This window comes from Nostoc sp. PCC 7107 (assembly GCF_000316625.1).
In the GTDB taxonomy this organism is placed as follows: domain Bacteria; phylum Cyanobacteriota; class Cyanobacteriia; order Cyanobacteriales; family Nostocaceae; genus Nostoc_B.
In genome coordinates this window covers 1,924,166-1,948,569 of sequence record NC_019676.1, presented here as the reverse complement: position 1 = coordinate 1,948,569, position 24,404 = coordinate 1,924,166, and the positions used below count along the sequence as shown (strand labels likewise).

At 39.6% G+C, this 24,404-nt stretch carries 29 protein-coding genes; 13 read left to right on the top strand and 16 right to left on the bottom strand.

Going from position 1 to position 24,404, the window contains the following annotated elements; genetic code table 11:
* Window positions 1–14: 14 nt before the first annotated feature.
* The 6 genes from NOS7107_RS08405 to NOS7107_RS08380 all read right to left on the bottom strand — a co-directional run bounded on the left by NOS7107_RS08405 (window position 15) and on the right by NOS7107_RS08380 (window position 5,713).
* A complete protein-coding gene (locus tag NOS7107_RS08405; protein WP_172641480.1) occupies window positions 15–326 on the bottom strand; it encodes an urease subunit beta in 312 nt (103 codons plus the stop codon).
* Window positions 327–336: 10 nt separating this feature from the next.
* Window positions 337–639 carry an urease subunit gamma gene (gene ureA, locus NOS7107_RS08400; RefSeq protein WP_015112547.1) on the bottom strand — a complete coding sequence of 101 codons (303 nt, stop codon included), beginning with the start codon at window positions 637–639 and terminating at the stop codon, window positions 337–339.
* Between the two features lie 22 nt (window positions 640–661).
* Window positions 662–1,498 (bottom strand): urease accessory protein UreD, encoded by an 837-nt coding sequence (locus NOS7107_RS08395; RefSeq protein ID WP_015112546.1) that lies wholly within the window; start codon window positions 1,496–1,498, stop codon window positions 662–664.
* A 453-nt stretch (window positions 1,499–1,951) separates the two neighbouring features.
* Window positions 1,952–2,824: a hypothetical protein gene (locus tag NOS7107_RS08390; protein WP_015112545.1), complete on the bottom strand. Its 873-nt coding sequence runs from the start codon at window positions 2,822–2,824 to the stop codon at window positions 1,952–1,954.
* 355 nt (window positions 2,825–3,179) lie between these two features.
* Window positions 3,180–4,460, bottom strand: coding sequence for a VWA domain-containing protein (locus NOS7107_RS08385; protein ID WP_015112544.1), 1,281 nt, complete (start codon window positions 4,458–4,460; stop codon window positions 3,180–3,182).
* A complete protein-coding gene (locus NOS7107_RS08380) occupies window positions 4,457–5,713 on the bottom strand; it encodes a VWA domain-containing protein (protein ID WP_015112543.1) in 1,257 nt (418 codons plus the stop codon). Before NOS7107_RS08380 ends, NOS7107_RS08385 begins: the two co-directional genes overlap by 4 nt.
* A 576-nt stretch (window positions 5,714–6,289) precedes the next feature.
* Between NOS7107_RS08380 and NOS7107_RS08370 the strand changes: the two genes are divergently transcribed.
* The 3 genes from NOS7107_RS08370 to NOS7107_RS08360 all read left to right on the top strand — a co-directional run bounded on the left by NOS7107_RS08370 (window position 6,290) and on the right by NOS7107_RS08360 (window position 8,570).
* Window positions 6,290–6,952 carry an ATP-dependent Clp protease proteolytic subunit gene (locus tag NOS7107_RS08370; protein WP_015112542.1) on the top strand — a complete coding sequence of 221 codons (663 nt, stop codon included), beginning with the start codon at window positions 6,290–6,292 and terminating at the stop codon, window positions 6,950–6,952.
* Between the two features lie 95 nt (window positions 6,953–7,047).
* Entirely contained in the window at window positions 7,048–7,641 is a 594-nt protein-coding gene (locus NOS7107_RS08365; RefSeq protein ID WP_015112541.1) for an ATP-dependent Clp protease proteolytic subunit, read from the top strand.
* 245 nt (window positions 7,642–7,886) lie between these two features.
* Window positions 7,887–8,570: a J domain-containing protein gene (locus NOS7107_RS08360; RefSeq protein WP_015112540.1), complete on the top strand. Its 684-nt coding sequence runs from the start codon at window positions 7,887–7,889 to the stop codon at window positions 8,568–8,570.
* A gap of 6 nt (window positions 8,571–8,576) precedes the next feature.
* On the opposite strand, the gene NOS7107_RS08355 is transcribed toward NOS7107_RS08360, so the two are convergent.
* From NOS7107_RS08355 to NOS7107_RS08335, 5 genes are all read right to left on the bottom strand, one after another.
* Complete coding sequence (locus tag NOS7107_RS08355; RefSeq protein ID WP_015112539.1) at window positions 8,577–8,996, bottom strand: GFA family protein; 420 nt, start codon at window positions 8,994–8,996, stop codon at window positions 8,577–8,579.
* A gap of 78 nt (window positions 8,997–9,074) precedes the next feature.
* Window positions 9,075–9,953, bottom strand: a complete 879-nt coding sequence (gene truB / locus NOS7107_RS08350; RefSeq protein ID WP_015112538.1) for a tRNA pseudouridine(55) synthase TruB — start codon at window positions 9,951–9,953, stop codon at window positions 9,075–9,077.
* Between the two features lie 292 nt (window positions 9,954–10,245).
* Window positions 10,246–10,419 carry a hypothetical protein gene (locus NOS7107_RS29135; protein WP_216594399.1) on the bottom strand — a complete coding sequence of 58 codons (174 nt, stop codon included), beginning with the start codon at window positions 10,417–10,419 and terminating at the stop codon, window positions 10,246–10,248.
* 14 nt (window positions 10,420–10,433) lie between these two features.
* A complete protein-coding gene (locus NOS7107_RS08340; protein WP_253274533.1) occupies window positions 10,434–10,646 on the bottom strand; it encodes a toxin secretion, membrane fusion protein in 213 nt (70 codons plus the stop codon).
* A gap of 25 nt (window positions 10,647–10,671) precedes the next feature.
* Window positions 10,672–11,271 carry a hypothetical protein gene (locus tag NOS7107_RS08335; protein WP_015112536.1) on the bottom strand — a complete coding sequence of 200 codons (600 nt, stop codon included), beginning with the start codon at window positions 11,269–11,271 and terminating at the stop codon, window positions 10,672–10,674.
* 127 nt (window positions 11,272–11,398) lie between these two features.
* On the opposite strand from NOS7107_RS08335, the gene NOS7107_RS08330 reads away from it, so the two are divergent.
* Window positions 11,399–11,824 carry a thioesterase family protein gene (locus tag NOS7107_RS08330; RefSeq protein WP_015112535.1) on the top strand — a complete coding sequence of 142 codons (426 nt, stop codon included), beginning with the start codon at window positions 11,399–11,401 and terminating at the stop codon, window positions 11,822–11,824.
* 66 nt (window positions 11,825–11,890) lie between these two features.
* Here NOS7107_RS08330 and NOS7107_RS08325 read toward each other — a convergent pair whose 3' ends face one another.
* Window positions 11,891–12,529 (bottom strand): glutathione S-transferase family protein, encoded by a 639-nt coding sequence (locus NOS7107_RS08325; protein ID WP_015112534.1) that lies wholly within the window; start codon window positions 12,527–12,529, stop codon window positions 11,891–11,893.
* A gap of 214 nt (window positions 12,530–12,743) precedes the next feature.
* Here NOS7107_RS08325 and NOS7107_RS08320 point away from each other — a divergent pair, with 214 nt between their 5' ends.
* From NOS7107_RS08320 to gatC, 3 genes are all read left to right on the top strand, one after another.
* Entirely contained in the window at window positions 12,744–13,445 is a 702-nt protein-coding gene (locus NOS7107_RS08320; RefSeq protein ID WP_015112533.1) for an SOS response-associated peptidase, read from the top strand.
* 113 nt (window positions 13,446–13,558) lie between these two features.
* Complete coding sequence (locus NOS7107_RS08315) at window positions 13,559–14,080, top strand: photosystem I assembly protein Ycf3 (RefSeq protein ID WP_015112532.1); 522 nt, start codon at window positions 13,559–13,561, stop codon at window positions 14,078–14,080.
* Window positions 14,081–14,186: 106 nt separating this feature from the next.
* Window positions 14,187–14,480 carry an Asp-tRNA(Asn)/Glu-tRNA(Gln) amidotransferase subunit GatC gene (gene gatC, locus NOS7107_RS08310; RefSeq protein ID WP_015112531.1) on the top strand — a complete coding sequence of 98 codons (294 nt, stop codon included), beginning with the start codon at window positions 14,187–14,189 and terminating at the stop codon, window positions 14,478–14,480.
* 77 nt (window positions 14,481–14,557) lie between these two features.
* Here the strand turns inward: gatC and NOS7107_RS08305 are convergent, their stop codons facing one another.
* Window positions 14,558–15,178 (bottom strand): CP12 domain-containing protein, encoded by a 621-nt coding sequence (locus NOS7107_RS08305; RefSeq protein ID WP_015112530.1) that lies wholly within the window; start codon window positions 15,176–15,178, stop codon window positions 14,558–14,560.
* Window positions 15,179–15,626: 448 nt separating this feature from the next.
* Here NOS7107_RS08305 and NOS7107_RS08300 point away from each other — a divergent pair, with 448 nt between their 5' ends.
* The 6 genes from NOS7107_RS08300 (at window position 15,627) to NOS7107_RS08275 (ending at window position 21,862) form a co-directional block, all read left to right on the top strand.
* Window positions 15,627–16,772, top strand: a complete 1,146-nt coding sequence (locus NOS7107_RS08300) for a hypothetical protein (RefSeq protein WP_015112529.1) — start codon at window positions 15,627–15,629, stop codon at window positions 16,770–16,772.
* A 65-nt stretch (window positions 16,773–16,837) separates the two neighbouring features.
* Window positions 16,838–17,545, top strand: coding sequence for a M15 family metallopeptidase (locus NOS7107_RS08295; RefSeq protein ID WP_015112528.1), 708 nt, complete (start codon window positions 16,838–16,840; stop codon window positions 17,543–17,545).
* Between the two features lie 338 nt (window positions 17,546–17,883).
* Entirely contained in the window at window positions 17,884–18,894 is a 1,011-nt protein-coding gene (locus tag NOS7107_RS08290) for a multicopper oxidase domain-containing protein (protein WP_015112527.1), read from the top strand.
* Between the two features lie 205 nt (window positions 18,895–19,099).
* Entirely contained in the window at window positions 19,100–20,140 is a 1,041-nt protein-coding gene (locus NOS7107_RS08285; protein WP_015112526.1) for a helix-hairpin-helix domain-containing protein, read from the top strand.
* Between the two features lie 223 nt (window positions 20,141–20,363).
* On the top strand, window positions 20,364–20,798 hold the full coding sequence (locus NOS7107_RS08280; protein ID WP_044500620.1) for a bacterioferritin: 435 nt from the start codon (window positions 20,364–20,366) through the stop codon (window positions 20,796–20,798).
* A 116-nt stretch (window positions 20,799–20,914) separates the two neighbouring features.
* Window positions 20,915–21,862, top strand: a complete 948-nt coding sequence (locus NOS7107_RS08275; RefSeq protein WP_015112524.1) for an FTR1 family protein — start codon at window positions 20,915–20,917, stop codon at window positions 21,860–21,862.
* A gap of 43 nt (window positions 21,863–21,905) precedes the next feature.
* Here NOS7107_RS08275 and NOS7107_RS08270 read toward each other — a convergent pair whose 3' ends face one another.
* The 3 genes from NOS7107_RS08270 to NOS7107_RS08260 all read right to left on the bottom strand — a co-directional run bounded on the left by NOS7107_RS08270 (window position 21,906) and on the right by NOS7107_RS08260 (window position 24,342).
* A complete protein-coding gene (locus NOS7107_RS08270; protein WP_015112523.1) occupies window positions 21,906–22,538 on the bottom strand; it encodes an SMI1/KNR4 family protein in 633 nt (210 codons plus the stop codon).
* A gap of 6 nt (window positions 22,539–22,544) precedes the next feature.
* Window positions 22,545–23,456, bottom strand: a complete 912-nt coding sequence (locus tag NOS7107_RS08265; RefSeq protein WP_015112522.1) for an ABC transporter substrate-binding protein — start codon at window positions 23,454–23,456, stop codon at window positions 22,545–22,547.
* 277 nt (window positions 23,457–23,733) lie between these two features.
* Window positions 23,734–24,342, bottom strand: coding sequence for a molybdenum cofactor guanylyltransferase (locus NOS7107_RS08260; protein WP_015112521.1), 609 nt, complete (start codon window positions 24,340–24,342; stop codon window positions 23,734–23,736).
* Window positions 24,343–24,404 lie beyond the last annotated feature (62 nt).

Genomic DNA, 24,404 nt, shown 5'->3' with positions numbered 1-24,404 from the left:
TCTACCTAATAAATTTAGGTAGATAAATTTCCATTGATTTTGCCATTAAACCCATAAACTTGACGACTACCAACCAAAGGAACTAATGTAACTTCCTTTTCATCCCCTGGTTCAAAACGGACTGCTGTCCCGGCGGGAATATCAAGACGCATCCCCCGCGCTTGTTCTCTATCAAAATTTAGGGCATTGTTGACTTCATAAAAGTGAAAATGAGAACCTATTTGTATAGGGCGATCGCCTGTATTTGCAACTTGCAATTTTACAGTAGAACGACCTGCATTTAGTTCTATTTCCCCTGCGGCTGGAATAATTTCCCCTGGAATCATCATATTTAAATTAACGAATAGGATTATGTACTGTTACTAACTTAGTCCCATCAGGAAAGGTTGCTTCTACTTGGACTTCATGCACCATTTCTGGTACACCTTCCATCACCTCATCTCTTGTTAATAAATTTGTGCCGTAACTCATCAATTCTGCAACAGTATGTCCATCTCTTGCACCTTCTAAAATCGCCGCAGAAATATAAGCCACTGCTTCAGGATAATTTAATTTCAAACCCCTTTCTTTTCGTCTCTCCGCTAATAAAGCAGCAGTAAAAATTAATAGTTTATCTTTTTCCTGCGGCGTAAGTTGCATCTTTGCATCCTTTGTAGTTCATTTAAATCTGCCAAACTCTTGGTATACAGATATTCCGACTCAAAAAAGATGTCCGTAGTATCTGCCAAACAGCCGTAAACCAGTTTCTCACTTCTGATGTGGAAGCGCCGCGATATCTACACAAAAGTCCATGTTCTAGTTGTGTCACTCCTGTTAAGTGTTTAGTAAAGAGAGAACGGACTTGTTCAATGATTTCTGTGGAGACTGGATGACCAAGCCAAAGCAAGCTACCAACAATTGGCTGTCCAAATAAACCATGTGGACTGTGAAAAATATCTGTGTTCCCTGGTAAAAATTGACGATCTATCCATAATGGAACACCTTGTTGCCAAATTTCCGTATGCGATCGCCATTTTCCCTCTAAAAATTTCTCTCCTCTGGCGCTGCGACCACACCGGGTAATTTCCCAGCCTAAAAAACAAGCTCCCGTGGCTAATTCTACTCGCAAATCTTGGCGATAATCTGCGCCGTTAAATAAAATTGTTTCTTGGGGTAAGAATTCTAAACAAGCACCCGCATCAATTTGGATATCGATGGTTTGTCTGGCTTGCAAGCCATTACTGCGGTATATCTTACTAGCTGCGGCTGTAGTAATTAAAGCTTGGGTGTTCGGTTGGAGGTGAAAATGAGATGATAAGCGATCGCTGCCCACAACTCCCCCAGCTGTATGTAAAATAACGCTATGACAGACTTTTTCCCCTTCTGGGTAAAACGGTCGTTGCACTTTTAGCGGTGCTTGATGATGATTGTAAATTAGTTGGGTGGAATTTTGGCGATCGGCGTAGATTAAGTTAAGTTTGCCATGCCAAGCAACTGCTGTTTGTAGGTTATCAATCATTATTAATCCAAGAAGTGATTGGTAACACTAAAACATACTACTCAGGAATTTTAAATAATTTGTGACAGAAAAATCATGAAAGATAAAACTCATGTTTTACCTTCTTCCTGTCATCAAAAATTTGATTTGCTGAATTTATGTAGCTTGGCTATTGGTGATATTATGATAAACCTAGGGTAATTAAAGGTCATCTTGACTTACATTTTTATTTCTGATTACTTCAGAATCCGGTATAAAAGCATTCTATATACATACATGCTGCAATAATTTGCCGATATTCTGCATTTTCTAGTTTATTAATCTGCTGCATAGCTTTCTCCTTTTACCTCACCAAGAAGAAAATCGCTATCAGAAAATATTTTATTTGTGTAAAAATCCAGTTTGATTTGAAGTTGCAATGTTTTGTATGGTCTCACACACTTCATCAGCTTTGCAACTAATATTTATAGCGGTTTATTTGCTTGCTATTTCTTTAGAAACATTCATAAGCTGCGAAAAATGGAAGTCTTTATTCATCTGTGCTGGCCACATTTTTTGATGAATCATGGGCATAGTAGCTACCATCTTATCTACATTTTTATTTGGGCAAGTTGTTGGTAGTTTGAAATCTGCAAAGTTCACACAGGAATCATCTGTTACAAAAGCCACATGAGTTGTTACCTTCAGTTCTCTGGTTAAAGCATCTGATATTGGTTCAGTATGAACTTCGTTCATCCCCAAGTAAGCGATGTTCTGTAAATCTTCCATCGTCCGCAGCATACTAATAGCGTTGTAATTAGTGCTGACAAGAGTGCCACGTCTGACATATTGAGAATTAGGTTGATAACGCCGATTTCGCTCTGGTGAATGTGGAATTTTTTTTGGTTCGCGTTCTCCAGATATAGGAGTACTTTCTTGAGATGTAAGACTGACAACCATCATTGCATTTTCATGCTGGTTACTCACAAAAACTTTATTAGCAGCCATGAGAGTTTTGTCATATTTATTGATATTAAAACCAAGGATCGCTTCTTCCATTGCTTTGGTCATGGAATCTGCTACCTGGAATAATCCACCGTCATAGTTAGGAAAGGTAGCAGTTGAATGAGTATTTTGACTTATGCTCCCTTGATGAGCATAAGCTTCATATTGGTTGCTATTGAAAATATGCAACGTAGTTGGTGCTAAAGGTGCAAAATTAGAACCTATTACAAATGTGTCTAATGCACTCCTTTGTAAGTCGCCCACTGGCTCTGGACTGAGAGCGCTTGCAGATTGGATGTTTGCACTTAAGGTAGTTGCAAGTACAAGTCCTAGTAAATAGCGTTGACGTTTGTTAATTAGCATGAAATCTTCATTTACCCTATAAATGTGCTTTAAAAGACTTTCTTTATTATTATTTAACTTTTTGGTTAAGATAAGAGTAAAGTCTGGTTATTTTTGCTTCTTAATACAGTATTAGGTATTCTCTTAGTGAATTTTTGAAAATTAATATCTGAGCAAAGATGATTTTGTAGGAGGTCAACTATGCTCATTTAATGAGATGTAACAATCTAAAAAGCTTAGGAGATAAGCTTTTTACCTCTCTTGGAACTTAATATAGCAACATTTAGTAACAGAATTATTAAAAATTGCTGAAATATTCCAGGTAATTGTCAAAAGTCGATTATGAGGGGAAGCTATGTATTCTATGCACGATTAATCATTCTTGTAAAGATGTCTTCGATACAATTCGTGTTTTTTTAAGTTCGGCGGAAGAGAGTTGTTCGCCAGATTGCAGATGAGTTGCGGATGTTTGCAGAACATTGGCTGCGTTCGTATCGCCAATTTGTAAAGCGGTTTTAGCAGCAGTTTGCAACATTGTTGCTGCACCAAGGCGATCGCCCTGTTGTAGTTTCATCTCAGCTAACTGAGTTTGGCGATACTTGGCTAATGTCAAAATAGACTGCTGTACTTGGGGATTGAGGTCAGGTTGATATGTTCTGACGACATGGGCAGATATCGTTACGTTAGGGGTGAGTAAGCACTCTTGGTTTAATGCTGGGTTGTCGTAACGAATTTGCATCTGTCCAATTACTTGTTCTGCTTCTGGTAATCGCCCTAAATAAAGATTCACCAAAACTACGCGTTCTACATCCTGCATTAAATCGCCTAAACGCACAGTAAAGCCACCATCAGTTTCTAGCTGCACTGGTAACTCAATTGTGTCTGGAGAAACTTGGGCGATGGGTTTGAGTTCTGCAAGTCGGACATTCGGTACCAGTGAAAACTGCAAATAAGCATTTGTTAGCCCTATTGATCTAATTCGACTAAACAAACGGCTAAATCGTTCTAAAACTTGTTCTGGATGCTCAATGTAAGCTAAACTCCCGCCGCCAGCATCAGCAACTTGTTCGAGTAAATCTGAGTTCCAGTTATTGCCAAATCCCAGGGTGTTGATGGTCAGATTGATTTTAGCTGCCTTTTGCGCCAGTTCTAAACATCGCTTATTGTCATCGCTGCCGATTTCCCACTTCCACAGCCGCAAACTGCTTTCACCATATCCATCGGTCAGGAGAAAAGCCTGGGAAACAGCGCCTTTAGCACCTTGCATAAGTTCTGTGATTCCCAACTTCAAACCTTCCGCAATGGCCGTTCCACCACTGGCGCTGAGTTTGTTTTTTAACAGCAATTTAATCGTACTGGGGTCTTGAATTACTTGATTGTGTACAATCACTTCCGCAGAACCAGAAAAAGCCACAATCGAGATGCGATCGCCAGGCTGTAATTTATCTAATAATTGCTCTACTGCTGTAATGACAGTTTGCATCGGTTTGCCGTGCATCGAACCGCTTTTATCTAGAATTAGGCATAAATTTAGCGGTAAACGCTCCTCAACCTGATCTGCGACCGCAGAAATCGAAATTGCTAATTGACGTTGACTGCTAACTTGATTCATGTCAACGTTACGATCATTGAGCGAATAGAGCAATTGAACTTTCATTGCGGTGGGATATCTTGCAACACAGTTTTTGAGACAATGCGAGTCTTCTTGCGATCGCTTTCGCTTAACTCTCCCCCCGATTGTAATTGGGTGGCAGAAGTTTGCAATACTGTGGCTGCACCTGTATCACCCATTTGCAAAGCAGTTTTAGCAGCAGTTTGCAGCATAGTTGCCGCCCCGGCGCGATCGCCTTGTTGCAATTTTGCTTCTGCGAGTTGGGTTTGACGATACTTAGCTAAAGCTAAAATAGATTGCTGCACCTGGGGATTAATATTTGGTTGGTAAGCCCTGGTAACATTTCCGTACACGGGGAGATTGGTAGTAAATAACCCAGTTTGATTTTGAGCAGGGTCATCGTAGCGAATTTGGACATTAGCGATCGCTTGTTTACCTTCAGGTAACTGTCCCAGATAAATATTAGCTAAAATTACCCGTTCTGCGTCTTTCATTAAATCACCCAAGCGGATAGCAAAGCGCCCATCGGCTTCTTGTTGGAGAGGAAGTTCAATAGTATCTGGGTAAACTTGGGCCACAGGCTTGAGTTCTGCTAATCGAACATTCGGCATTAAAGAAAATAACAGATAAGCATTGGTCAAGCCGACAGTTTGTAAGCGGCTGAATAAACGCCCAAACTCATTAATGGCTTGATCTGGTTTTTGAATGTAAGATAAAGTCCCTAAACCAGCATCAGCAATTCTTTCTAAAACATCTTGGTTCCAATTGTCACCAAAGCCCAAAGTATTCAAAGTTAAGTTATAACCGGCTGCTAACTGAGCAAATTTAAAGCAGCGATCATTGTCACCATGTTCATTTTCCCCATCAGTTAACAAAAAAGCTTGAGAAATTCTGTCTTTTTTACCCTTAGCTAACTCTTCAATCGCCAAACGCAAACCTTCATCAATTGCCGTTCCACCATCAGCAGATAAGCGGTTAATTTGCTTTTTGATTTTTTCTGGGTCTTCAACAGACTGATTTGGGATCAAGACCGTTGCTCGGTGATCGAAGACTACCACACTCAGGCGATCGCTAGGTTTAAGTCTGTCAACCAACAAATTAGCGGCTTTTTTCACAGTTTCTAGTGGTCTACCATTCATTGAACCGCTATGGTCGAGAATTAAACATAAATTAATCGGAAGATTGCGGTCTTGAGTATCGGCGATCGCCGATACTGAAACAGACAACTGACGTTGACTGCTGGTTTGATTCGCGTCAACATTCAAATCATTCAGGGTAGGCTGCAAATTGACCTTCATAACCCAAAATTCCTAATTCAGGATATATACATAATTTAGTAAGAATCCAGCACTCAAAAGCCAGAAGACAGAATTTAGCAACAATTCCAGATGATTGGTCAGTTGAGCATTGATCTTCCGAATTTTAAATTTTGGATTTTGGATTTTGGATTTTGGATTGAGGTTCAAGCCCCGTACCCTGGCGATGCTTTGAGCTTGTCGAAGGGTGGGCGGAATACATCTAAAATCTCAAGCCCCTTACCCTGGCGATGCTTTGAGCTTGTCGAAGGGCGGGCGGAATACATCTAAAATCTCAAGTCCAAAATCTAAAATTGATTGACTGTTCTCACTATTGTGCCTCCTGACTCCTGAATCCCGAATTCTCACCATATTTATAAATAACTTCAAATTGCCAGATCAACGCTACGGAAAACTTATCTTGTCCAGATAGATTAATATATTCACAATATCTTAGAAGCCTAGCTTGAGCAGATGACAGCTATCTCGCCCATTAGCGAGGAAACCGCACCTGACACTAGCAGGCATCGCGCTAGGATGTATTACAGTTAACGGCATAATTTCAGGCGATCAGTTGCTATGGACATTTCCCCCATCAAGGCTGTTCAAGCCCCATACTACGGCGATAACTTCTACCGGACACCGCCGCCAGATTTACCCTCCCTTCTTTTAAAGGAGCGAATTGTCTATCTGGGAATGCCACTGGTACCTGCTGTCACAGAATTGATCGTCGCTCAACTATTGTATTTACAGTCAGACGATCCCGAAAAGCCTATTAAAATCTATATCAACTCCACCGGTACTTCCGGTTATAGTGGCGAACCTGTTGGCTTTGAAACTGAAGCCTTCGCCATTTTTGACACAATGAAATACATTAAGCCACCCATCCACACCATTTGTATTGGTTCGGCGATGGGTATGGCAGCAATGCTACTTAGTGCTGGTACCAAAGGTTGCCGCGCCAGCTTACCCAACGCTAGTATTATCCTGCACCAGCCCAAGAGCTACGCCCAAGGTCAAGCTACGGATATTCAAATTCGGGCGAAGGAAGTTCTGGCAAACAAGGCATCATTGGTGGAGATTTTGACTCGAACCACCGGACAAACCGGAGAAAAAATCACCAAAGACATGGATCGTCTCTTCTACATGAATGCCTACCAGGCGAAAGAGTACGGTTTAATTGACCGGGTGTTTGAAAAAGAAGAACTCGCTAATCCACCACTGCCTGCTAGTGTCCTTTAAGAAGGCAGGAGGCAGGAGGCAGGAGGTAGAAAAAATTAAATTTCCTGTTTCCTCTTCCTTTAAATAATTACTAAATCACAAACGGAGTCAAAAAAATGCCTATAGGCGTTCCTAAAGTTCCTTACCGGATGCCCGGAGGTCAGTATACAGATTGGATTAGCATCTACGATCGCCTTTACCGGGAACGGATTATTTTCTTGGGGCGTGATGTTGATGATGAAATTGCTAACCAAATCATCGCAGTAATGCTGTATCTGGATTCGGAAGACCCAGGTAAAGATATTTATCTGTATATCAATTCACCTGGTGGGATGGTCACATCTGGCTTGGCAATTTATGATACGATGCAACACATCAAATCTGATGTTGTCACCATTTGTGTTGGTCTAGCTGCGTCAATGGGTTCTTTCTTGTTAACTGCTGGTACTAAAGGCAAGCGGTTGGCATTACCCCATTCCCGGATTATGATTCATCAACCTTCTGGTGGAACCCGTGGACAAGCAACTGACATCGAAATCGAAGCCAAAGAAATTCTGCGGATTCGCCATCAACTCAATAACATTTACTCTCAAAACACTGGTCAACCTCTAGCCAAAATTGAGAAAGACATGGATCGTGATTTCTTTATGTCTGCCCAAGAAGCTAAAGAATACGGATTGATTGACCGTGTAATTGAAGAACGAATCTAGGATGAAGTCAAAAGGTAAAAGTAAAAAGCGCAAAGTAGGCGGTGTCGGTTTCCGTCCCGCCTAACTTTGTAAGAAAGCAAAAGTTTTAAGGATGCTTAATTTCTTTTGACTTTTGCCTTTTACCTTTTGACTTTCCCAAAACTGTCTAGTTTGAACTATAAATTAGAAAATTATTGTTTATCATTAAAACCTTATGCTTAAAGCAGAAGGCTGATAGCTGTATATTAGATAGCTGATATCTCGACATGGATCTAGGAGATTGCTACCGTTTATTGGGTTTAAGGTCGGGAGCCTCTTTTGCCGAAATCAAAACGTCTTACAGACGGCTGGCGCAGCAATATCATCCCGATATCAACCCTGATGACAAAAAAGCTAAGGATAAGTTTATTGCCTTGACAGAAGCTTATAGGCTGCTCTTAACGGTAGTACCGCCAGAAGAAACAGTCGAACAGCCTTCAAGTCAGCCGTTCACGCCTAGGCGCGAGGAACCAAAAGCAACGCCTAAAACTACAGTCACTACTGAAACCTTCGTTTCTAGGTGCGAAGAACCAAAGGCGAATCGTCAAGAAACTGCGGCTAAAACCACAGTCACCACAGAAAAACCACAGTCACCTCCAGCGAATATTGGAGAAATTGAACAACGGCTGAAGTGGAAGACTTATGAGCAATTACAAAGATTTTTAAAAGCCAAAAGATTTCCCCAAGCGATCGCCCTTGCGGAAGCTTTAGCTGAGCGTTTACCCAAAGATGCGGAAGTACGCCAATGGTTAGCAATCGCCTATCAAATCTGGGGACGAGCGCTAATTAACGATAATCAAGTTCTCAAAGCCAGAATTTATCTCAAAAAAGCCCTAAAAACTGATCCTCATAACAAAGCTTTGTGGAATGAAGTGCAACGCGATTTCCAGAAAATAGAAGAGGCTTTTTGAAATTTGTTATGGACGAACCTGAGCAAAAAACTCTTCTCCAGTCATATTGTTTGTTTCATTCGCAAAGTCATAATAAGCAGGCTTTTCATCAATAAATATTTGATGATCGAAAATAAAATCTTTTGGCTGCTCAAATATGCCAACAGGGATAAAGTACTCACTTGTTTCTTTCAATCTACAAAATAGGTGAGTGCCACATTGATTGCAAAAGCCACGTTCCAGCCATTGGGAAGAACCAAATACCGTGATATTTTCTTGACCTTCAAAAGAAACATCACTTCCGCACTCTACTACCAATAAGGGGCCACCTCCCCATCTTCTACATATTTGGCAATGACATCCGCCAATGTTTTTATTCACTGTCGAGACAAAAATTTTAACTGCTCCACACAAGCATTTTCCTTTCCCTTGATGTTTATCTGACATATTGCTCTCCAGTCTCGTGAGATGAAATACACTTAAACACTAGCTGATTATTTTAGAACACCAAGCTTAATTGAGAAATTAAGAAATTGGTTCAAAAACCATTTGAGGAATTAATATTTCATCTTGTGATTGTCCAATTCCTACGAATTTGTTTTCGGCTTCATATACACGCAAAAGTCCAGAAATAGAAGAATTAATCGCCACTTTCTGCCCTTGACACCATTTGCGGGCGAATTCTGGAGGTAAAGTCACAGTGGGTAAATGTTGTAAGGCGATATCAGGAAGAATTGGTTGAAATTTCCCAGCTTGCAACTGTGCTTCTAAATCAGACAGAGAAAGACTATTACTTAAATCAAAACCACTGCTTTGGGTACGAGTTAAAGCGGCGAGAGTTCCGCCAGTGTTAAAGGCTGCGCCTAAATCACGAGCGATCGCTCTAATATATGTACCACTACCACAGGCGATCGCTACATCTAATTCGGGAAAATCTCCTTCTCTCCAATCTAAAATATTTATCTGAAAAACTTCAACGGTGCGTGCTGGAACCTCTACAGTTTCACCTTGACGCGCCAAATCATACAAGCGTTTTCCATCAACTTGAATTGCACTATAAATTGGCGGTATCTGTTCAATCTTCCCAACAAATTGTGTGAGTGCAGTTTCTATTTCAGCCAAACTCAAATTAGTACAAGGTTGTGAAGTGATAATTTCACCTTGCAAATCATCCGTTGTGGTACGCACACCAAAACGAATAGTTGCTTTGTAAGCTTTGTCTCCTGGGAGATATTGCAATAATCTTGTGGCTTTCCCCAGTGCAATTGGTAATACCCCAATCGCCGCCGGATCTAAAGTTCCTGCGTGTCCTACCCGTTTGAGGCGCAGAAGTTTGCGTACCCGCGCTACACAGTCGTGAGAAGTCCAGTCAAATGGTTTGTTTAAGTTAAGAAAACCTTGCACAGTAATATTTTTTAAGACTTTGTGATGCGTTGCTTTTAACAGAATTATTGACGGTTAATTACCCGATGTGACAACATAACCTACATTTTTAATTCAAATTTTCTAAATCAGCTAAATCTTGCAGTCTTCCTGATGCTGCTTTATTTTTTTTTAGATTATCTAAATCAATAAAATTAACAACAATATTATCAATTCTAAATTCTAATCTTAAAGGATAACAATTTTCAAAATTCACCCCATCAATACTTGTTAATAAATCAATTCTATTAGGAGGATATCCAAGCTGAATAATTTAGTCGGGAGTCAGGAAATCTTCTGGTTTTAATCCTAAAGAACTAAACCCAAATTGTTTTAAAGCTTGAATTATGTTATTAGCATTTTCTACGCTCATTTCTATCCAAATGTCAATATCTTTGGTATAGCGAGGATGACCATGTATCGCTACTGCATAACCACCAACAATCAAATAACGAACATTAATTATCGTTGAGAAATTGTATAAACTCTTTGAAGTCTTGATTCAGCACTATTATCTTTACAACTATGATATTCTTGGCGAATTTGCTCTAAGGCTTCAAGTCGGGATTGATAAGATTGAGTTTGCCAATAAGCAAAATCGCTTTTTTGCTGCTTAAGTTTAACTTTATGACAAATTGTTGCCATTTGGCGATGTTTTACTGAGATATCTTTCATAAGCTTATTTGTCTCAACAGACATATCATAATGTTGCCGCTAATTCTTTTAAACGCAGGTGTCCATCTCGAAACACTGACCAGCCATCTCCCACTAAGACTGTTTCCACATTACTCAATTGTGCCAGCCTGTGTACAGAAGCGATCGCCGCTTGTGGATCAAGTAATTTTTCTTTTGCCAAGATAGTTAAAGTCCCTGCTTTATGCGCCCTTACCAAATCTCCTGTAATTAAAGTAGTTTCTTCTAGCAACAGTGCTAGTTCGCCGGGAGTTTTGGAACCTTGGAGTTCAATCGTTGTTAATCCAGAGACAAACTCATCACCATCAGACAACCAGCGATCGCACGCTATAGGGAAACATTCTTTTTCTGCTGCCGGGCCAGCTACTTTAGCATAAGTTTGCACCGCAATTTCTTTTGCAGCCCGAATATGTTCTGAGTTAGTCAATATAATCCAATCTACACCACCGAGCGATTCCAGATGATTCCAGTCGTGGTTTGATAGAGCTACTGGGTCAATCAAGATATTGCCATCAGGACGAATCCAGGCAATCCCATTGAAATCAATATTTCTTGCAGGATTGAAAGTAGACCAGCCATATAAATCGGGACGGTGTAGAGATTTCATAACGATTCTGGTTCTATACCTTCAATAAATCGTAAATTAAGAGAGTTGCATCAATAATGTATCAGTAATTTTGCCTGTGATCCAAATTGGCATTTTCTTTTAAACCCACTTACATCCAATTATTTTCATGCAATTATTCAAGACTTTACTCCGTGTCCGGCACTATGAAATGGATGCGTTGGGACATGTGAATAATGCCGTCTACCAAAACTATTTAGAACAGGCGGCTATTGAACACTCAGAACATCTCGGTGCAACTTTGGAAGTTTACCGAGAGTTGGGTGGTGTATTTGTAATGCGACGAGTAGAAATTGACTATCTCCGGCCAGCCGTGGCAGGTGATACTCTGGAAGTTACCACCTGGTTAAAAGAAATGCGTGGTACCCGCGCTGTTCGACGCTACGAAATCCGCAAACAAAACGAAGATGATTTATTAGTCACAGCTGAAGCCCTTTGGGTGTGGGTAGATGCCAAAACTATGCGACCAAGACCAATACCTAACAGGCTTTCCGACAAGTTTTTGCAAACTCAAAACTTGAGTGCAACTGAATAATTCTGGATTTAGAATTTTCCCTCATTCCAGATTTACTTAATAAATAATCTCTAAATAAACATTTATTTAGCAAAACTCAGTTTCTTGAGGCATTGGCTGATATGTAATGCTGATGTATCGAGGTTGAGCTTTAACGCGTTCTATCCATCTTTGAATAGCTGGAAATCTGGATAAATCAAAGCCACCTTCATCGGCTACATGGGTATAAGCGAATAAAGCAATATCAGCAATTGTATAGCGATCGCCAACAAAATATAGATGAGATTGCAAATGCTTTTCCATCACACTTAATGCTGCATAACCAGGTTCCTGCTTTTGTGCTAAAGCCGCCTGATATTCTTCTGCTTTGCCTAAAATGGAAATCCAAAATCTGGATGTGGCAATATACGGTTCATGACTGTATTGTTCAAAAAATAACCATTGAAAAACCTGTGCTTTTAAAAAGCGATCGTAAGGTAAAAATTCTGTGTATTCACTGAGATAAGCCAATATGGCATTTGATTCTGTTAAGTACTTTCCTGCTTCAACTTCCAAAATAGGTATCTTGCCATTAGGATTCTTACTTAAGAATTCAGGTGTCCGACTTTCTCCCTTCAAGATATTCACCTCGATTCTTTCATAGGGAATACCCATTTGTGATAATAAAAGACGTATCTTATAGCCATTACCAGAGGGTAAAAAATCGTACAAACGTAGCGTTTCCATGCCAAAAAAATGATGAAGAGTATTAAGAGAAATGAGGCTCTAAAATACAATATCCTACAAAATGTTTCGAGTTGAACAGGATAATTATTTCCCTTTTAAGCATCTTCATCAAAACTAGATTTATCTGAAAAAATAAAAAAACAAATTATTGATTATTTCTAGTATTTATCAACCTTTCAATGTTTAAATTAATTCCCAAGGGTAAATTAAAAATATGTGTGGAAGATTTACTTTAAATCAGTCAGCCGATGCTCTCAGCAAGGCTTTCCATCTCCAACAAATTCCAGATTTAGCTGCTCAATATAACATTGCACCTACACAAATGGTGCCAACAGTGCTACACAGCCCCACCAGTAAACAGGATGAATTTCAACAGTTACGTTGGGGTTTGATTCCGGGCTGGGCAAAAGATGCAAAAATGGGAGTAAAGCTAATTAACGCCAGAGCCGAAACAGTGGCAGAAAAACCAGCTTTTCGTGCAGCTTTTAAGCGCCGACGTTGTTTGGTAATAGCTGATGGCTTTTATGAGTGGCAAAAGCAACAAGGTAAAAAACAGCCCTTTTATTTTCGCCTGGAACATGGCCAACCCTTCGCTTTTGCGGGATTATGGGAGATGTGGCACTCACCGGAAGGAGAAAAAATTGCCTCTTGTACCATTGTGACAACAACAGCTAACGCATTGTTAGAGCCAATCCATGACAGGATGCCAGTTATTTTGGCTCCCGAAGATTACGATTTGTGGCTAGATACGCAAGTACAAACGCCAGAAAAACTTCAGCCACTACTATATCCCTATCCCGCTGAAGCAATGACAGCTTACCCAGTGAGCAATTTGGTCAATAAGCCCCAGCACAACATTCCAGAATGTATTATCCCCCTTGGTGAAGAGAATACTCTCCCAAATCAGTTAAATTAACTATTGAGTGCTAATTCTTAAATGCTGAGTGCTTACTCAGCACCCAACCGAAAAATGCTGTAATTTCCAAAAGCATCTTTTGAGCTATTAGCTGTACAACCATAGAGGCAGTTATGCCAAGAACACAGAAAAACGATAACTTTATTGACAAATCTTTTACCGTCATGGCGGATATCATTCTCAAGATTCTGCCAACTAACAGAAAAGCTAAAGAAGCATTTGTTTATTACCGAGATGGAATGTCGGCACAAGCTGAAGGGGAATATGCCGAAGCATTAGAATATTATGAAGAAGCCCTAACACTAGAAGAAGACTCCAACGATCGCAGTTATATTTTCTACAATATGGGGCTAATTTATGCCAGTAACGGCAATCATCAAAAAGCTTTAGAACTTTATCACAAAGCAATTGAACTCAACCCACGCATACCCCAAGCCTTGAATAACATCGCAGTAATTTATCATTACCAGGGCGAGAAAGCTAAAGAAGCAGGAGATCATGACGGTGGTGAAGCCTTGTTTGACCAAGCCGCAGATTATTGGATTAGAGCCATACGAATGGCTCCCAATAACTACATTGAAGCTCAAAACTGGCTGAAAACTACTGGGCGGATGCAAATTGACGTATTCTTTTAGTCAAGAGTCATTAGTCAATTGTCAATAGGCAATAATGTAATAAGCAAAAACTCTTGACATTTGGCTTTTGACATTTGACTTTTAACTTTTAACTTTTAACTCAACCATGATTGACCGTGAGCAAGTTCATAAAGTAGCTCTTCTCGCTCGGTTAGACTTGACACCAGCCGAAGAAGAGCAATTCACCACTCAGCTAGGAAGTATTTTGAATTATGTGGAACAGCTAGGTGAGCTAGATGTTAGTGATGTGCTACCAACTACACGAGCAATTGATGTTAGCAATGTGACGCGAGAGGATGAGTTAATACCTTATCCTGACCGAGATGCTATCCTCGAAAGTGCGCCAGAACAAGAAGGCGAATTTTTCAAAGTACCGAAAATTCTTAACAGCGAGGAGTAGGAAATTTAAAGGCAAAAGGTAAAAGGCAAAAGTAAAAAGAAATATTAATTTTACTTTTTACTTTTTACTTTTTACTTCTAAGGTTTATAGTTCCGGCATTCTGGCGCATTAGGATTTTCCCGACAGTATTCTTCAAAAGAACCTTTAGCCGAAACCATACCTTCCGCTTTTTGATGGGCGGCTTCTGCTTGTAGTTCTTCTACTTCATCCCAAGCAGCCGCACAGGCTTTAGAGTAAGCGCCATACTGAGTACAAATGGCGCGGGCTGCTTCAACCGCTTTTTGAATTTTTTCCTCTAGCCTCATTGTTATTGGGGCTTCTACAAAATTACTCTTAGTCAAAATATCAGTAATCGAGATAATGCCTAACAATTTACTTTGAATGACTGGCGCTCTGCGAATACCAGTGTTGGCAAATAACCGCGCTACATATTCAACACTTAATTCAGGATTGACAACAATACAAGGTTTACTCATAATTTCATAAACCCGCACTAGTTTAGGGTCTTTACCGTAGGCTATTACCTTATAGACAATATCTGTTTCGCTAACCATGCCATAGGCATCATTATCATAGCGACGATCTACAACCAAAGCACGCAAGTTTTTGTCTTTCATTAGGCGAACTGCTTCAGCGACAGTTGCTGACCCACGAATGGTAATCACATCCTTGGTCATGATATCTTCAGCTTTCATCATTGCTGTAGTCTCCTGGTAAATAGCAGGGGGTCAAGGGAGGCTGACAGGTGTAGGGGTATTAGGGTGTAAGGGTTGTAGGGGTAGAAGAAATGACGATTCTTGCCTTGGTTTTATGGTTATTGCTCATTCCCTTGTCCATCTATTCACTACTCCCTACTTTCTACGTTCTAGTCCCTACCCCCCCTTCTTTTGGAAAATTACCCAGCCATAACAATAAATTAGTGCAGGTTTCAGTTCATGATGTTATCGAAAGTGACCGAAGCTTAAAATATAGGCAGAATCATTTTGTAGAAGTATGAAGTGCGTAGTGTGAAGTATGAAATTTTATACTTAAATCTTCATTATTTATCCGTAATCAAGCTAGGATGGTCACAGCATCACGCAATTTGTATTTGCTGTAAGTTTGCACCCAGGTATACCATTTGCCAGTAAAATCTGAGACTCAGCCATGTCAAATCGTCATTATCCACCCGCTTACCTACGTTATCTCAAAGCCAGGTTATGGAATTTTAGCAAGCCGGCTTTTTGGGGAACAGCAATTTTTTTATCAGTGTTAGGGCTAGTAATTAGAGAATATTGGTCTAACCCAAATGCGTTTACCAGCAAACAAAACAGCGAAGCCACAAGGCAGAAAGCGGATAACTCTTCACTGTCAGCAGAAGATAAAGCGATCGCAGCAGATATTGATAACTTACCAGTTTTGTATAATGATGCTGAAAAAGCAACTAACCCTGTAATAGTGAGTTCCCCTACAGATAACTCTAAATCGAAAAAGGGTAAGGATTTCTTGCAAGATGTAATTAATAAACAAAAATCTGCCAGAGAGACTAAATTAAATCCTAGTTTAGGATTCAGTGATGGTACATCTGTATCTGAGAGTAAAAATCCTTTTGTCGCCCAAACCGAAAATTTGTTGCAGTTTGGCGCACAAAATAGCAGCCAGTTGCTAAATTCGTCATCTCAACCACCAGGTTCAGCCGCAAACCCATATTCTGTACAAGTTGGCATAAATCAGACTGCCAATAATCCATACAACTCCATTAGTTCTTCACCAACGATACTTGCACCATCGGCTACTCAAGTATCACCATCTAACGTTAATGGTGTAACTTCAACCCCCAGCACTACTTTTGGGCAAACTTCATATACCGGAATTCCCCAAAATTTATCTAACATCAATAGCACGACTACAAATTACAGCAATAATTTCGGGAAAACTCAGTCTAACTCGGTTCCTCAAGGTTTACCCACTAATAGTCAGAATTTTCTGCCTAACACCAGTTTCAATAGCAGTACTGGTTACACCCAGCCCAGTGTACCCAGCCAACCCACAAATTATTATAACGGTGTAAATACTGTCCAGCCGTTGACAAATCAATTACCATCAATTACTACGACACAACCTGTTGGTTCATCTGTGCCAACTAACACTACACCCTACTCTGCACCAAATCCCTCTGCATACATTGTGACACCTGCTGCGCCAGCAAGTTATCAAAATAATCGCTCTTTTAGAGGCATTCAACTACCATCAAATACTTCCGTTCCCGGACAAACTACAGGTGGAGTACAGGGAAATCTTTATGGATATTAATGTCCTAACAAAATTATGATTTAAGATTCTGGAAAGTCACCCAAAATCTAAAATCCAAAATTGGTATGAGACCTTATCACCATATCTCTATTGTTGAATGCGGTGAACCTCTGGTAGAGATTCCTCTGCAACTGTTTGCGGTAGAGTCGCCCCATCCTTATGCAAAACTGGGTGCGATTTATGGGGAATATTCTCCATATTATCTCCGCCAACGTGTTGTGGAAAATTTAATCACAGCCCAAAATTACTTGGAGTCACTACATCCTCATTGGCGGATACAAATTTTTGACGGCTATCGCCCGGTGACTGTACAGCAGTTTATGGTTGATTACAGCTTTGCGACAGCATTAACAGAGAGGCGGCTGATAGAAGCAGAGTTATCACCAAATCAACGCCAAGAAATTTGGGAAGCGGTTTACCAAATTTGGGCTGTACCTAGTATGGATGAAAAAACGCCGCCGCCTCATAGTACAGGGGCGGCGGTGGATGTCACGTTAGTCGATGATGCAGGCCAAGTAGTGAATATGGGTTCGCCTATAGATGAATTGTCAGAGCGATCGCATCCCGATTATTATGCCAATCATCACCATCCAGATGCAAAACAATATCATGCCCACCGTCAGCTGTTAAATGATGTCATGTTAAAAGCTGGCTTTCAACGTAATCCTAGAGAGTGGTGGCATTTTTGTTTCGGTGATCAAATGTGGGCTTGGCTGAATCATCAAGCGAATCCAGCTAATCATTTTACAGCCTGTTATGGTCGAATTTTATAGAGGTTAGGACTGAATCTACACAAAGAGTCTGATTTTCCATCCAAAATCCAAAATTCTATGACGCATCTTCGGGATTAAGTTGTTGTAATTCATCTGTAGTCAGTGTACCAATTGGACTCCAAACCAGAAAACTGTGTTTATTTCATTCATTGCAACGGGACTTAATACTTTTGTGTAGTTTGATGAACAAGCGATCGCTTGGGATATTTCTTACCTGGGATAGATGTGATAAAATTTTTATAAATTGTTGATAATAATTATTATTTAGAGTATGATCTAAAATAATAGTTGCAAAATATCTTGCAACTTTTTTTGTGCCAATTTTTGATTTTAAGGTAATGCCCAACAACTTCGTTCTGGGTAAAGAGCAACTCTTCAGTCGTCGTCAACTAATAAAACTAGGAATATGCGGTGCTGGATTTGCAGGTACAGCTACACTTTGGCATACTCTGACTGCAAAAAGTAAGTCGATAGTCAAAGTCCCGCCATTGGAAATAGCCGCAACAAACCAAGCTGCTAAACCTATGCAGATGCTACGAAATTTTGATTATGGTGTAGTTAAACAGGAAAATGGCCGGACTGTACGAGAATTCCAACTAACGGCGGGGACTTCTGTCATTCAACTCAACAGTGCTGTTTCCTACAACGTTTGGGATTTAAACGGTCGCATACCAGGGCCAACGCTACGAGCGAAGCAAGGCGAACGCGTACGGATACTATTTCTCAATAAGGCGGGACATTCTCATTCTCTACATTTTCATGGTGTTCATCCCGCAGAGATGGATGGAATTCGTCCCGTCAGCAATGGTAGCGCCACAATCTATGAATTTGATGCAGAACCTTATGGTGTTCATCTGTATCACTGTCATATTGAACCTGTCACTCGCCATATTGCCAAGGGTTTGTATGGGATGTTTATCATTGATCCTCCCACACCGCGCCCCCCAGCTGATGAAATTGTGTTAGTGATGGCTGGTTATGACGTAAATGATGACAGCCACAATGAATATTACGCTTTTAATGGATTACCGCATTACTTCATGGATAATCCTATCCCGATATATCAAAATCAATTGGTTCGCTTGTATGTTCTCAACATCATTGAATATGATACGGCAGCCACTTTTCACTTACACGCCAACTTCTTTGATGTTTATCGCAGTGGAATGACTATGACTCCCACTGAGAAAACTGATGTGATCACAATGGGTATAGCAGAACGGCATATTTTAGAATTTGCTTTCCGCTATCCAGGTAAGTATATGTTCCATCCGCATCAAGATGCGATCGCAGAAAACGGTTGTATGGGTCAATTTGAAGTAATTACTGATAAGTCTTCTCAAACTTAGTCTAAAATTATTAGCTCCATTAAGCTAGTAAATCTATGTTAGATCAAGCATAAATAGTAATATTAATAGCTTTATATCTCAACTATATTGAAAAAAATATTAAAATAAATTCAAAAATTTCATGAGTAGTTGCAAAAGTATTGCATTACCTGCAAAATGGGCATAGCTAAATCTACGACACTCAGTCATACCAACCGTTAAAAACATGAAAAAATTTAAATACTTTTGTTTAACTATTGCTACGGCGGCAATTGTCAGCTTGAGTGCTTGTAACAACACCCCAACCGCAGAAAAGCCATCCGCACCAGATACTAACTCAACATCCACAGCCCAAGTCACAGAAACCACAAATCACAGCGGTCATGGTAGCAAGGCAAAAATTAATATAAATACGGCGATATTGTCAGAATTAGATAAATTTGAAGCTAAATTAGGCGTACCAGCTTTATCGAACAAAATTCAGGCCAGCCGTCCCTATGCAAGTCCTGAAGATTTAGTTAACAAAAAAGTAATTACTCAAGAACAGTTCGACCAAATTAAAGACCAAGTAACTGTTCAAGAAGTTGTTCTTACAGGTGAACCCAAAGATGTTGATTACATGACAAAGTTAGGCTTGATGAAAGGACATCTTTTAGTAGCACAAGAATTGTTAGATAAGAATTTACCAAAACAAGCAGAACCGCATATTGGACACCCAGTTGAAGAAATCTACGTTGATGTAGAAGAACAATTAAATGAACGCAAGGTGAAAGAGTTTAAGACAACTTTGGTAGGTTTGCAAGATTTAGTGAAATCGAATCCCAAGAACGCCAAAGTTAAAACTGATTTTACTGCTTCTGTGCAGTCTGTAGATGGCGCGATCGCAGTTTTACCAGAAGCACAACGCAAAAAACCGGGATTTGTACTGCAAGTAATTAATGAATTGTTAGATTCAGCGAATTCCGAGTATGGGGCTGCGATCGCTGATGGTAAAATAGCCGCAGCCATTGAATATCAAGACTCTCGTGGCTTCGTTCTTTATGCTAATGACCTATACAAAGGTATTTCTAGCCAAGTAGCACAAGATAGTCCCGACGCACACAAAGCAATTGAAGCTAGTCTCAGTGAACTCACCAAAGTTTGGCCTAGCGCCATTCCACCTGCTAAACCAGTTAAAACCCCTGTTGAAGTAACCCAGTTAATCAAAACCATTGAGCAAAATTCTCAAAAAGTTATTGATAAATCAAGTACACAGGCACAACGATAGACTCTAAACTAACAGAAAAGTAGAGAGTCAAAAGCTTAAAATAAGTGAGCTATGAGCAAATAATTAGATATGAAACATGAAAAAGCTATCAGAAGAGAATTCAGGATGAATTATATGCTGATGATTGATTCTGAATTATAGCTTCTGAAGTCCTCTTCAAGTGATTCATGCCTAATTAATTACTCATCAGGCTCAATTTGTATATTGCTGAACTTAACAAATGATACAAGAACTTGACCAAAAAAAGACTATCGAACTCCTCAATACCATTATGGAATTTGAGTTAGCAGGAGTAGTACGTTATACCCATTATTCTTTGATGGTGACTGGCCCGAATCGGATTCCTATTGTGGGTTTTTTTAAGGCACAAGCAAGTGAATCTTTACTTCATGCCCAGCAAGTTGGAGAAATTCTCACTGGGTTAGATGGGCATCCCACCCTGAGAATTACACCAATGGAAGAAACTTTTAAGCATTCCGTCAAAGATATTTTGGCAGAAAGCTTATCTCATGAAAAGAAAGCCTTGGAATTGTACAAAAATCTCTTAGATACTGTCAGCAATGCTAGTGTCTATTTAGAAGAATTTGCCCGTGGGATGATTGGACAAGAAGAACTGCATAATGTCGAATTGAAAAAAATGCTGCGAGATTTTAGCTAATAGTTAATAGTCAATGGTCAACGGTCAATGGTTAAAAATATAGACTTTCAACTCTTGACTTTAGACCATTGACTTTAGACTATTGACTTTGGACTATTGACTTTGGACTAAGAAAAATGAATTTTAGTACTGCTTTACCTACTTTTGTAATTACACTCCGAGAAGGAGTAGAAGCCGCCTTAGTTGTGGGGATAGTGTTGGCTTTATTGAAAAAAGCCAAACAATCCCGACTGAATTCTTGGGTGTATGCTGGTGTCGGCGTTGGTATTGCTGTCAGTGCATTGATAGGTGTACTGTTTAGTGTTGTTATTCAAGCACTAGGAAAAATAAATCCGCAATATACATCTGTAGTTGAACCGGGACTAGAAGGTGTATTTAGTGTGCTGGCGATCGCAATGCTCAGTTGGATGCTAATCTGGATGACGAAACAAGCCAGATTTATGAAAGCCCAAGTAGAAGGCGCTGTCACAGAAGCACTGACACAAAACGCCAATGCTGGCTGGGGCGTTTTTAGTTTAATTTTAATCGCCGTAGTCCGCGAAGGTTTTGAAACCGTGCTGTTCATTGCAGCTAACTTTCAGCAGGGTTTAATTCCTACCATTGGCGCTCTTGGTGGTTTATTAGTAGCAGCCACAATTGGTGTATTGTTATTTAAATTAGGTGTTAAAATCAACATCCGCCAATTTTTTCAAGTTATGGGCGTTTTATTAGTGTTGATTGTGGCCGGGTTAGTCGTTTCTGCATTAAAACATTTTGATGATGCTGTTGCTAACTTAGCTCTCAGCAGTCGCGCCACAGAAAGCCTGTGTTTTTACTATGAACACTTTACCAAAGTTCACTCTTGCATATTAGGGCCGATAGTGTGGAATACTTCTAGTATTTTGCCTGATGACCAATTCCCTGGCATTATTTTTAAATCTTTATTTGGCTATAGAGAACATCTATATATTGTGCAAGCAGTGGGATATGTTTTATTTTTGCTCACTGTTGGCGGGTTATATTTCCGCAGTTTAGGCGGCGAAGTTCCAAAACCTAATAAAAATATTTCTCTTTTGCAAAAATAACCTGATAAGTAAATCTATTTTAGGGTAGGCGTAACAGCCCACCCTACTTACTTTTAACAATCGCTTTTAAAGCATCTGATAAATGTGTGTTATCAAGTGCAAACATATCTCTTCTATCATCATCCAATTCAGATGTTGCTTGAATATTCTCCGCCAATTTTGTATCTAGCAGCTTCAACAATTCTCCCAAATTAGAAGCCAACACACATTTTTCATCTTCATCTCTACCAAAATTGATGATTTGCCCAACACATCCATTAACATCAGGTGCTAAATCAATACCGATGTGATTTCCTCCCCCATCGTGCATCAGAGGTATCCATTTTTCATGTGCATAGACGCTTTGGATAACTCCTTCTGGATAAGATGTGCAGAAATCATTGAAATCTTCTAAGCCATTCTCAATGATTTCCTTCCAAGATAACCAATTTCGCTCCACTTCAGACAGCGAGAGAAATTGTAAGCCATAAAAAACACCCCGTCCTTTTGTGGACTCTCCATTATTGAGTCGATATAAAGTTTTCATCTCTGCTGGAATTTCATAACCAAGTACCGTTTGCAAATGTAAAATTTCATCTTCACTTGCTGGTGAATTGAGATACTTGTAATATTCGGGAAACTTATTGTTAATCTTTTCTCGATAGCTTAACCAGGATGTACTAACAAGATTATTCATTTTAGATTAATTTGCTGTAAATAAATCTTTTTTAAGCTGCTGAGAAGTTTTCTCAATCGCATTGATACTACCTGGATTTACTAATCCATAATAGTCAAAAATATAAACTCGATTATTTTGAGTGGCTTTGAGTTTTTGCCAAAAAGGTTCTTTACTAAAAGATTCTATAATCTCTTTGTTGGATTTTGCTTGAGGAGGATTGATGACAATTATTGTGTCTGGATTAACTTCTAAAACTTTCTCTGCTGATAAGGTAACATAACCACCAAACGGACTTTTACCTTGTAATTCTGCGGCGACATTCCTTAGTTGAAATTTTTCTAGCAAGTTTCCCGCCCAACTGCTTTTATTGGGTGTGAGAATTGGTTGATTACTCACTAACACCAATGTAGAAATATTTTGCTCTTGTTTATCTGGTAAAAAACTTTTGTAGCGATTTAATAAAGCTTGAGGGTTTTCGCCAATTAAATCACCAATTTTTTGAGTCAGATTTTCTAAAGAGTCCCATGTTTTGAGTTGCGTCAATAAAGTAGGAATTTTTAATTCTTGCAATCTTTGAATTACTTGGGTAGAAAAACCTTCTATACCAATTACTAAATCTGGTTTGAGAGCTACAATTTTTTCTAAATTAGGAGGAGTTTGACCTTCACTAACGCGAGGAATATCCTCAAAACCAGGGACATTTTTAAATAATGAATTTCCAGCGATACCCACTAGTTTGGTCTTATCGAGTTGATAAATAATATCTGTCGCTAGGGATGAAAGACTAACTACTCTTTCAGCTACTTGTTGATTATTAAGGGTTGCTGTAATGGCAGGTGTTTGTGCTTGTGGCTGTTGATTGGTTGCAGTGCTACAAGCATTTAAAAATACACTTAATATAATTGCTAATACTGATAATATCCAACGATGATACATATAACAATAAACCTATAGTAACTATAAGAGTTGCTTAGAAAAAAGGCGAGTCTAGACAATAGTAAAAATTCCCCAAGAATTTATAGCTATGCTACCCGCCATTAAGTATACAAGGTTTATTGAGAAAAGCTTTACATAATATACATTAGTCTGTTGCAAAACTATTGTTAATTAAATAACATTTGTTTGTTTTTGTAAAAAATTTATAGTAAAACTTTTTACTTGTTAGAAAGATTGATAAATACGAGCTTAATAGCTGGTTTAAATGTTGTTTTTACTAGAGTGAAGACCAATCTTCGGGAGTGTTACAGTTAAGTAGCATATTAGTATCAGGCACAGCTAAAACTTGTACCGAATGTTGCTGAAGCCACTGCTGAAACGATCGCCCGCCTTGGTTGATAAAATATAGTAATTGTGGTAGACACTGACGGCGATAAAAACCACACAGAGGTTCCCAGCCTTTAGTATGATGTGCCAAAGTGGCGATCGCATCTTCGCTCACATTATCTAATTCCGCCGCCCATCCTTGCAACACCTCAACCTGCAAGTTCGGTAAATCGCAAGCAAGTAACAACACCCAATCAGTTTGCACCTGTGCAAGTCCTTGAGCAAATCCTACCAACGCCCCCTGATTTAATGGCGCTTCTAGAATAAACTGACAACGAGGTAACGGTAAATGTTGATAACGTTCCGGCCAGGGAGTGACAATGTAAACAGTATCAGCACAAGCCGCCGCAATATGACAAACTCGCTGCAATAAAGGTACTCCTTGAATAGTCAGCAAAGCTTTATCCTGTCCCATCCGCGAACTTTGTCCGCCAGCTAAGACAATAGCTGTGAGTGCTGAGTTATGAGTTATTTGTTCTTTTATGTCCTGGTCTCTCATTACGGCTCAATGCTACCATCTACACACAAATATTCGTTGAGTGCATCTGTCCCGCCTCGGAA

Coding starts and splice junctions, on each gene's coding strand:
- NOS7107_RS08325 (WP_015112534.1), bottom strand. CDS start 12,529: ATGGAAACGCTACGTTTGTACGATTTTTTACCCTCTGGTAATGGCTAT.
- NOS7107_RS08330 (WP_015112535.1), top strand. CDS start 11,399: ATGCAATTATTCAAGACTTTACTCCGTGTCCGGCACTATGAAATGGAT.
- NOS7107_RS08275 (WP_015112524.1), top strand. CDS start 20,915: ATGAATTTTAGTACTGCTTTACCTACTTTTGTAATTACACTCCGAGAA.
- NOS7107_RS08360 (WP_015112540.1), top strand. CDS start 7,887: ATGGATCTAGGAGATTGCTACCGTTTATTGGGTTTAAGGTCGGGAGCC.
- NOS7107_RS08315 (WP_015112532.1), top strand. CDS start 13,559: ATGCCAAGAACACAGAAAAACGATAACTTTATTGACAAATCTTTTACC.
- NOS7107_RS08265 (WP_015112522.1), bottom strand. CDS start 23,456: ATGTATCATCGTTGGATATTATCAGTATTAGCAATTATATTAAGTGTA.
- ureA (WP_015112547.1), bottom strand. CDS start 639: ATGCAACTTACGCCGCAGGAAAAAGATAAACTATTAATTTTTACTGCT.
- NOS7107_RS08270 (WP_015112523.1), bottom strand. CDS start 22,538: ATGAATAATCTTGTTAGTACATCCTGGTTAAGCTATCGAGAAAAGATT.
- NOS7107_RS08300 (WP_015112529.1), top strand. CDS start 15,627: ATGTCAAATCGTCATTATCCACCCGCTTACCTACGTTATCTCAAAGCC.
- NOS7107_RS08285 (WP_015112526.1), top strand. CDS start 19,100: ATGAAAAAATTTAAATACTTTTGTTTAACTATTGCTACGGCGGCAATT.
- NOS7107_RS08390 (WP_015112545.1), bottom strand. CDS start 2,824: ATGCTAATTAACAAACGTCAACGCTATTTACTAGGACTTGTACTTGCA.
- NOS7107_RS08335 (WP_015112536.1), bottom strand. CDS start 11,271: ATGAAATCTCTACACCGTCCCGATTTATATGGCTGGTCTACTTTCAAT.
- NOS7107_RS08295 (WP_015112528.1), top strand. CDS start 16,838: ATGAGACCTTATCACCATATCTCTATTGTTGAATGCGGTGAACCTCTG.
- gatC (WP_015112531.1), top strand. CDS start 14,187: ATGATTGACCGTGAGCAAGTTCATAAAGTAGCTCTTCTCGCTCGGTTA.
- NOS7107_RS08260 (WP_015112521.1), bottom strand. CDS start 24,342: ATGAGAGACCAGGACATAAAAGAACAAATAACTCATAACTCAGCACTC.
- NOS7107_RS08290 (WP_015112527.1), top strand. CDS start 17,884: ATGCCCAACAACTTCGTTCTGGGTAAAGAGCAACTCTTCAGTCGTCGT.
- NOS7107_RS08305 (WP_015112530.1), bottom strand. CDS start 15,178: ATGATGAAAGCTGAAGATATCATGACCAAGGATGTGATTACCATTCGT.
- NOS7107_RS08385 (WP_015112544.1), bottom strand. CDS start 4,460: ATGAAAGTTCAATTGCTCTATTCGCTCAATGATCGTAACGTTGACATG.
- NOS7107_RS08355 (WP_015112539.1), bottom strand. CDS start 8,996: ATGTCAGATAAACATCAAGGGAAAGGAAAATGCTTGTGTGGAGCAGTT.
- NOS7107_RS08340 (WP_253274533.1), bottom strand. CDS start 10,646: ATGAAAGATATCTCAGTAAAACATCGCCAAATGGCAACAATTTGTCAT.
- NOS7107_RS08320 (WP_015112533.1), top strand. CDS start 12,744: ATGTGTGGAAGATTTACTTTAAATCAGTCAGCCGATGCTCTCAGCAAG.
- NOS7107_RS08370 (WP_015112542.1), top strand. CDS start 6,290: ATGGACATTTCCCCCATCAAGGCTGTTCAAGCCCCATACTACGGCGAT.
- NOS7107_RS08365 (WP_015112541.1), top strand. CDS start 7,048: ATGCCTATAGGCGTTCCTAAAGTTCCTTACCGGATGCCCGGAGGTCAG.
- NOS7107_RS08395 (WP_015112546.1), bottom strand. CDS start 1,498: ATGATTGATAACCTACAAACAGCAGTTGCTTGGCATGGCAAACTTAAC.
- NOS7107_RS08405 (WP_172641480.1), bottom strand. CDS start 326: ATGATTCCAGGGGAAATTATTCCAGCCGCAGGGGAAATAGAACTAAAT.
- NOS7107_RS08380 (WP_015112543.1), bottom strand. CDS start 5,713: ATGAAGGTCAATTTGCAGCCTACCCTGAATGATTTGAATGTTGACGCG.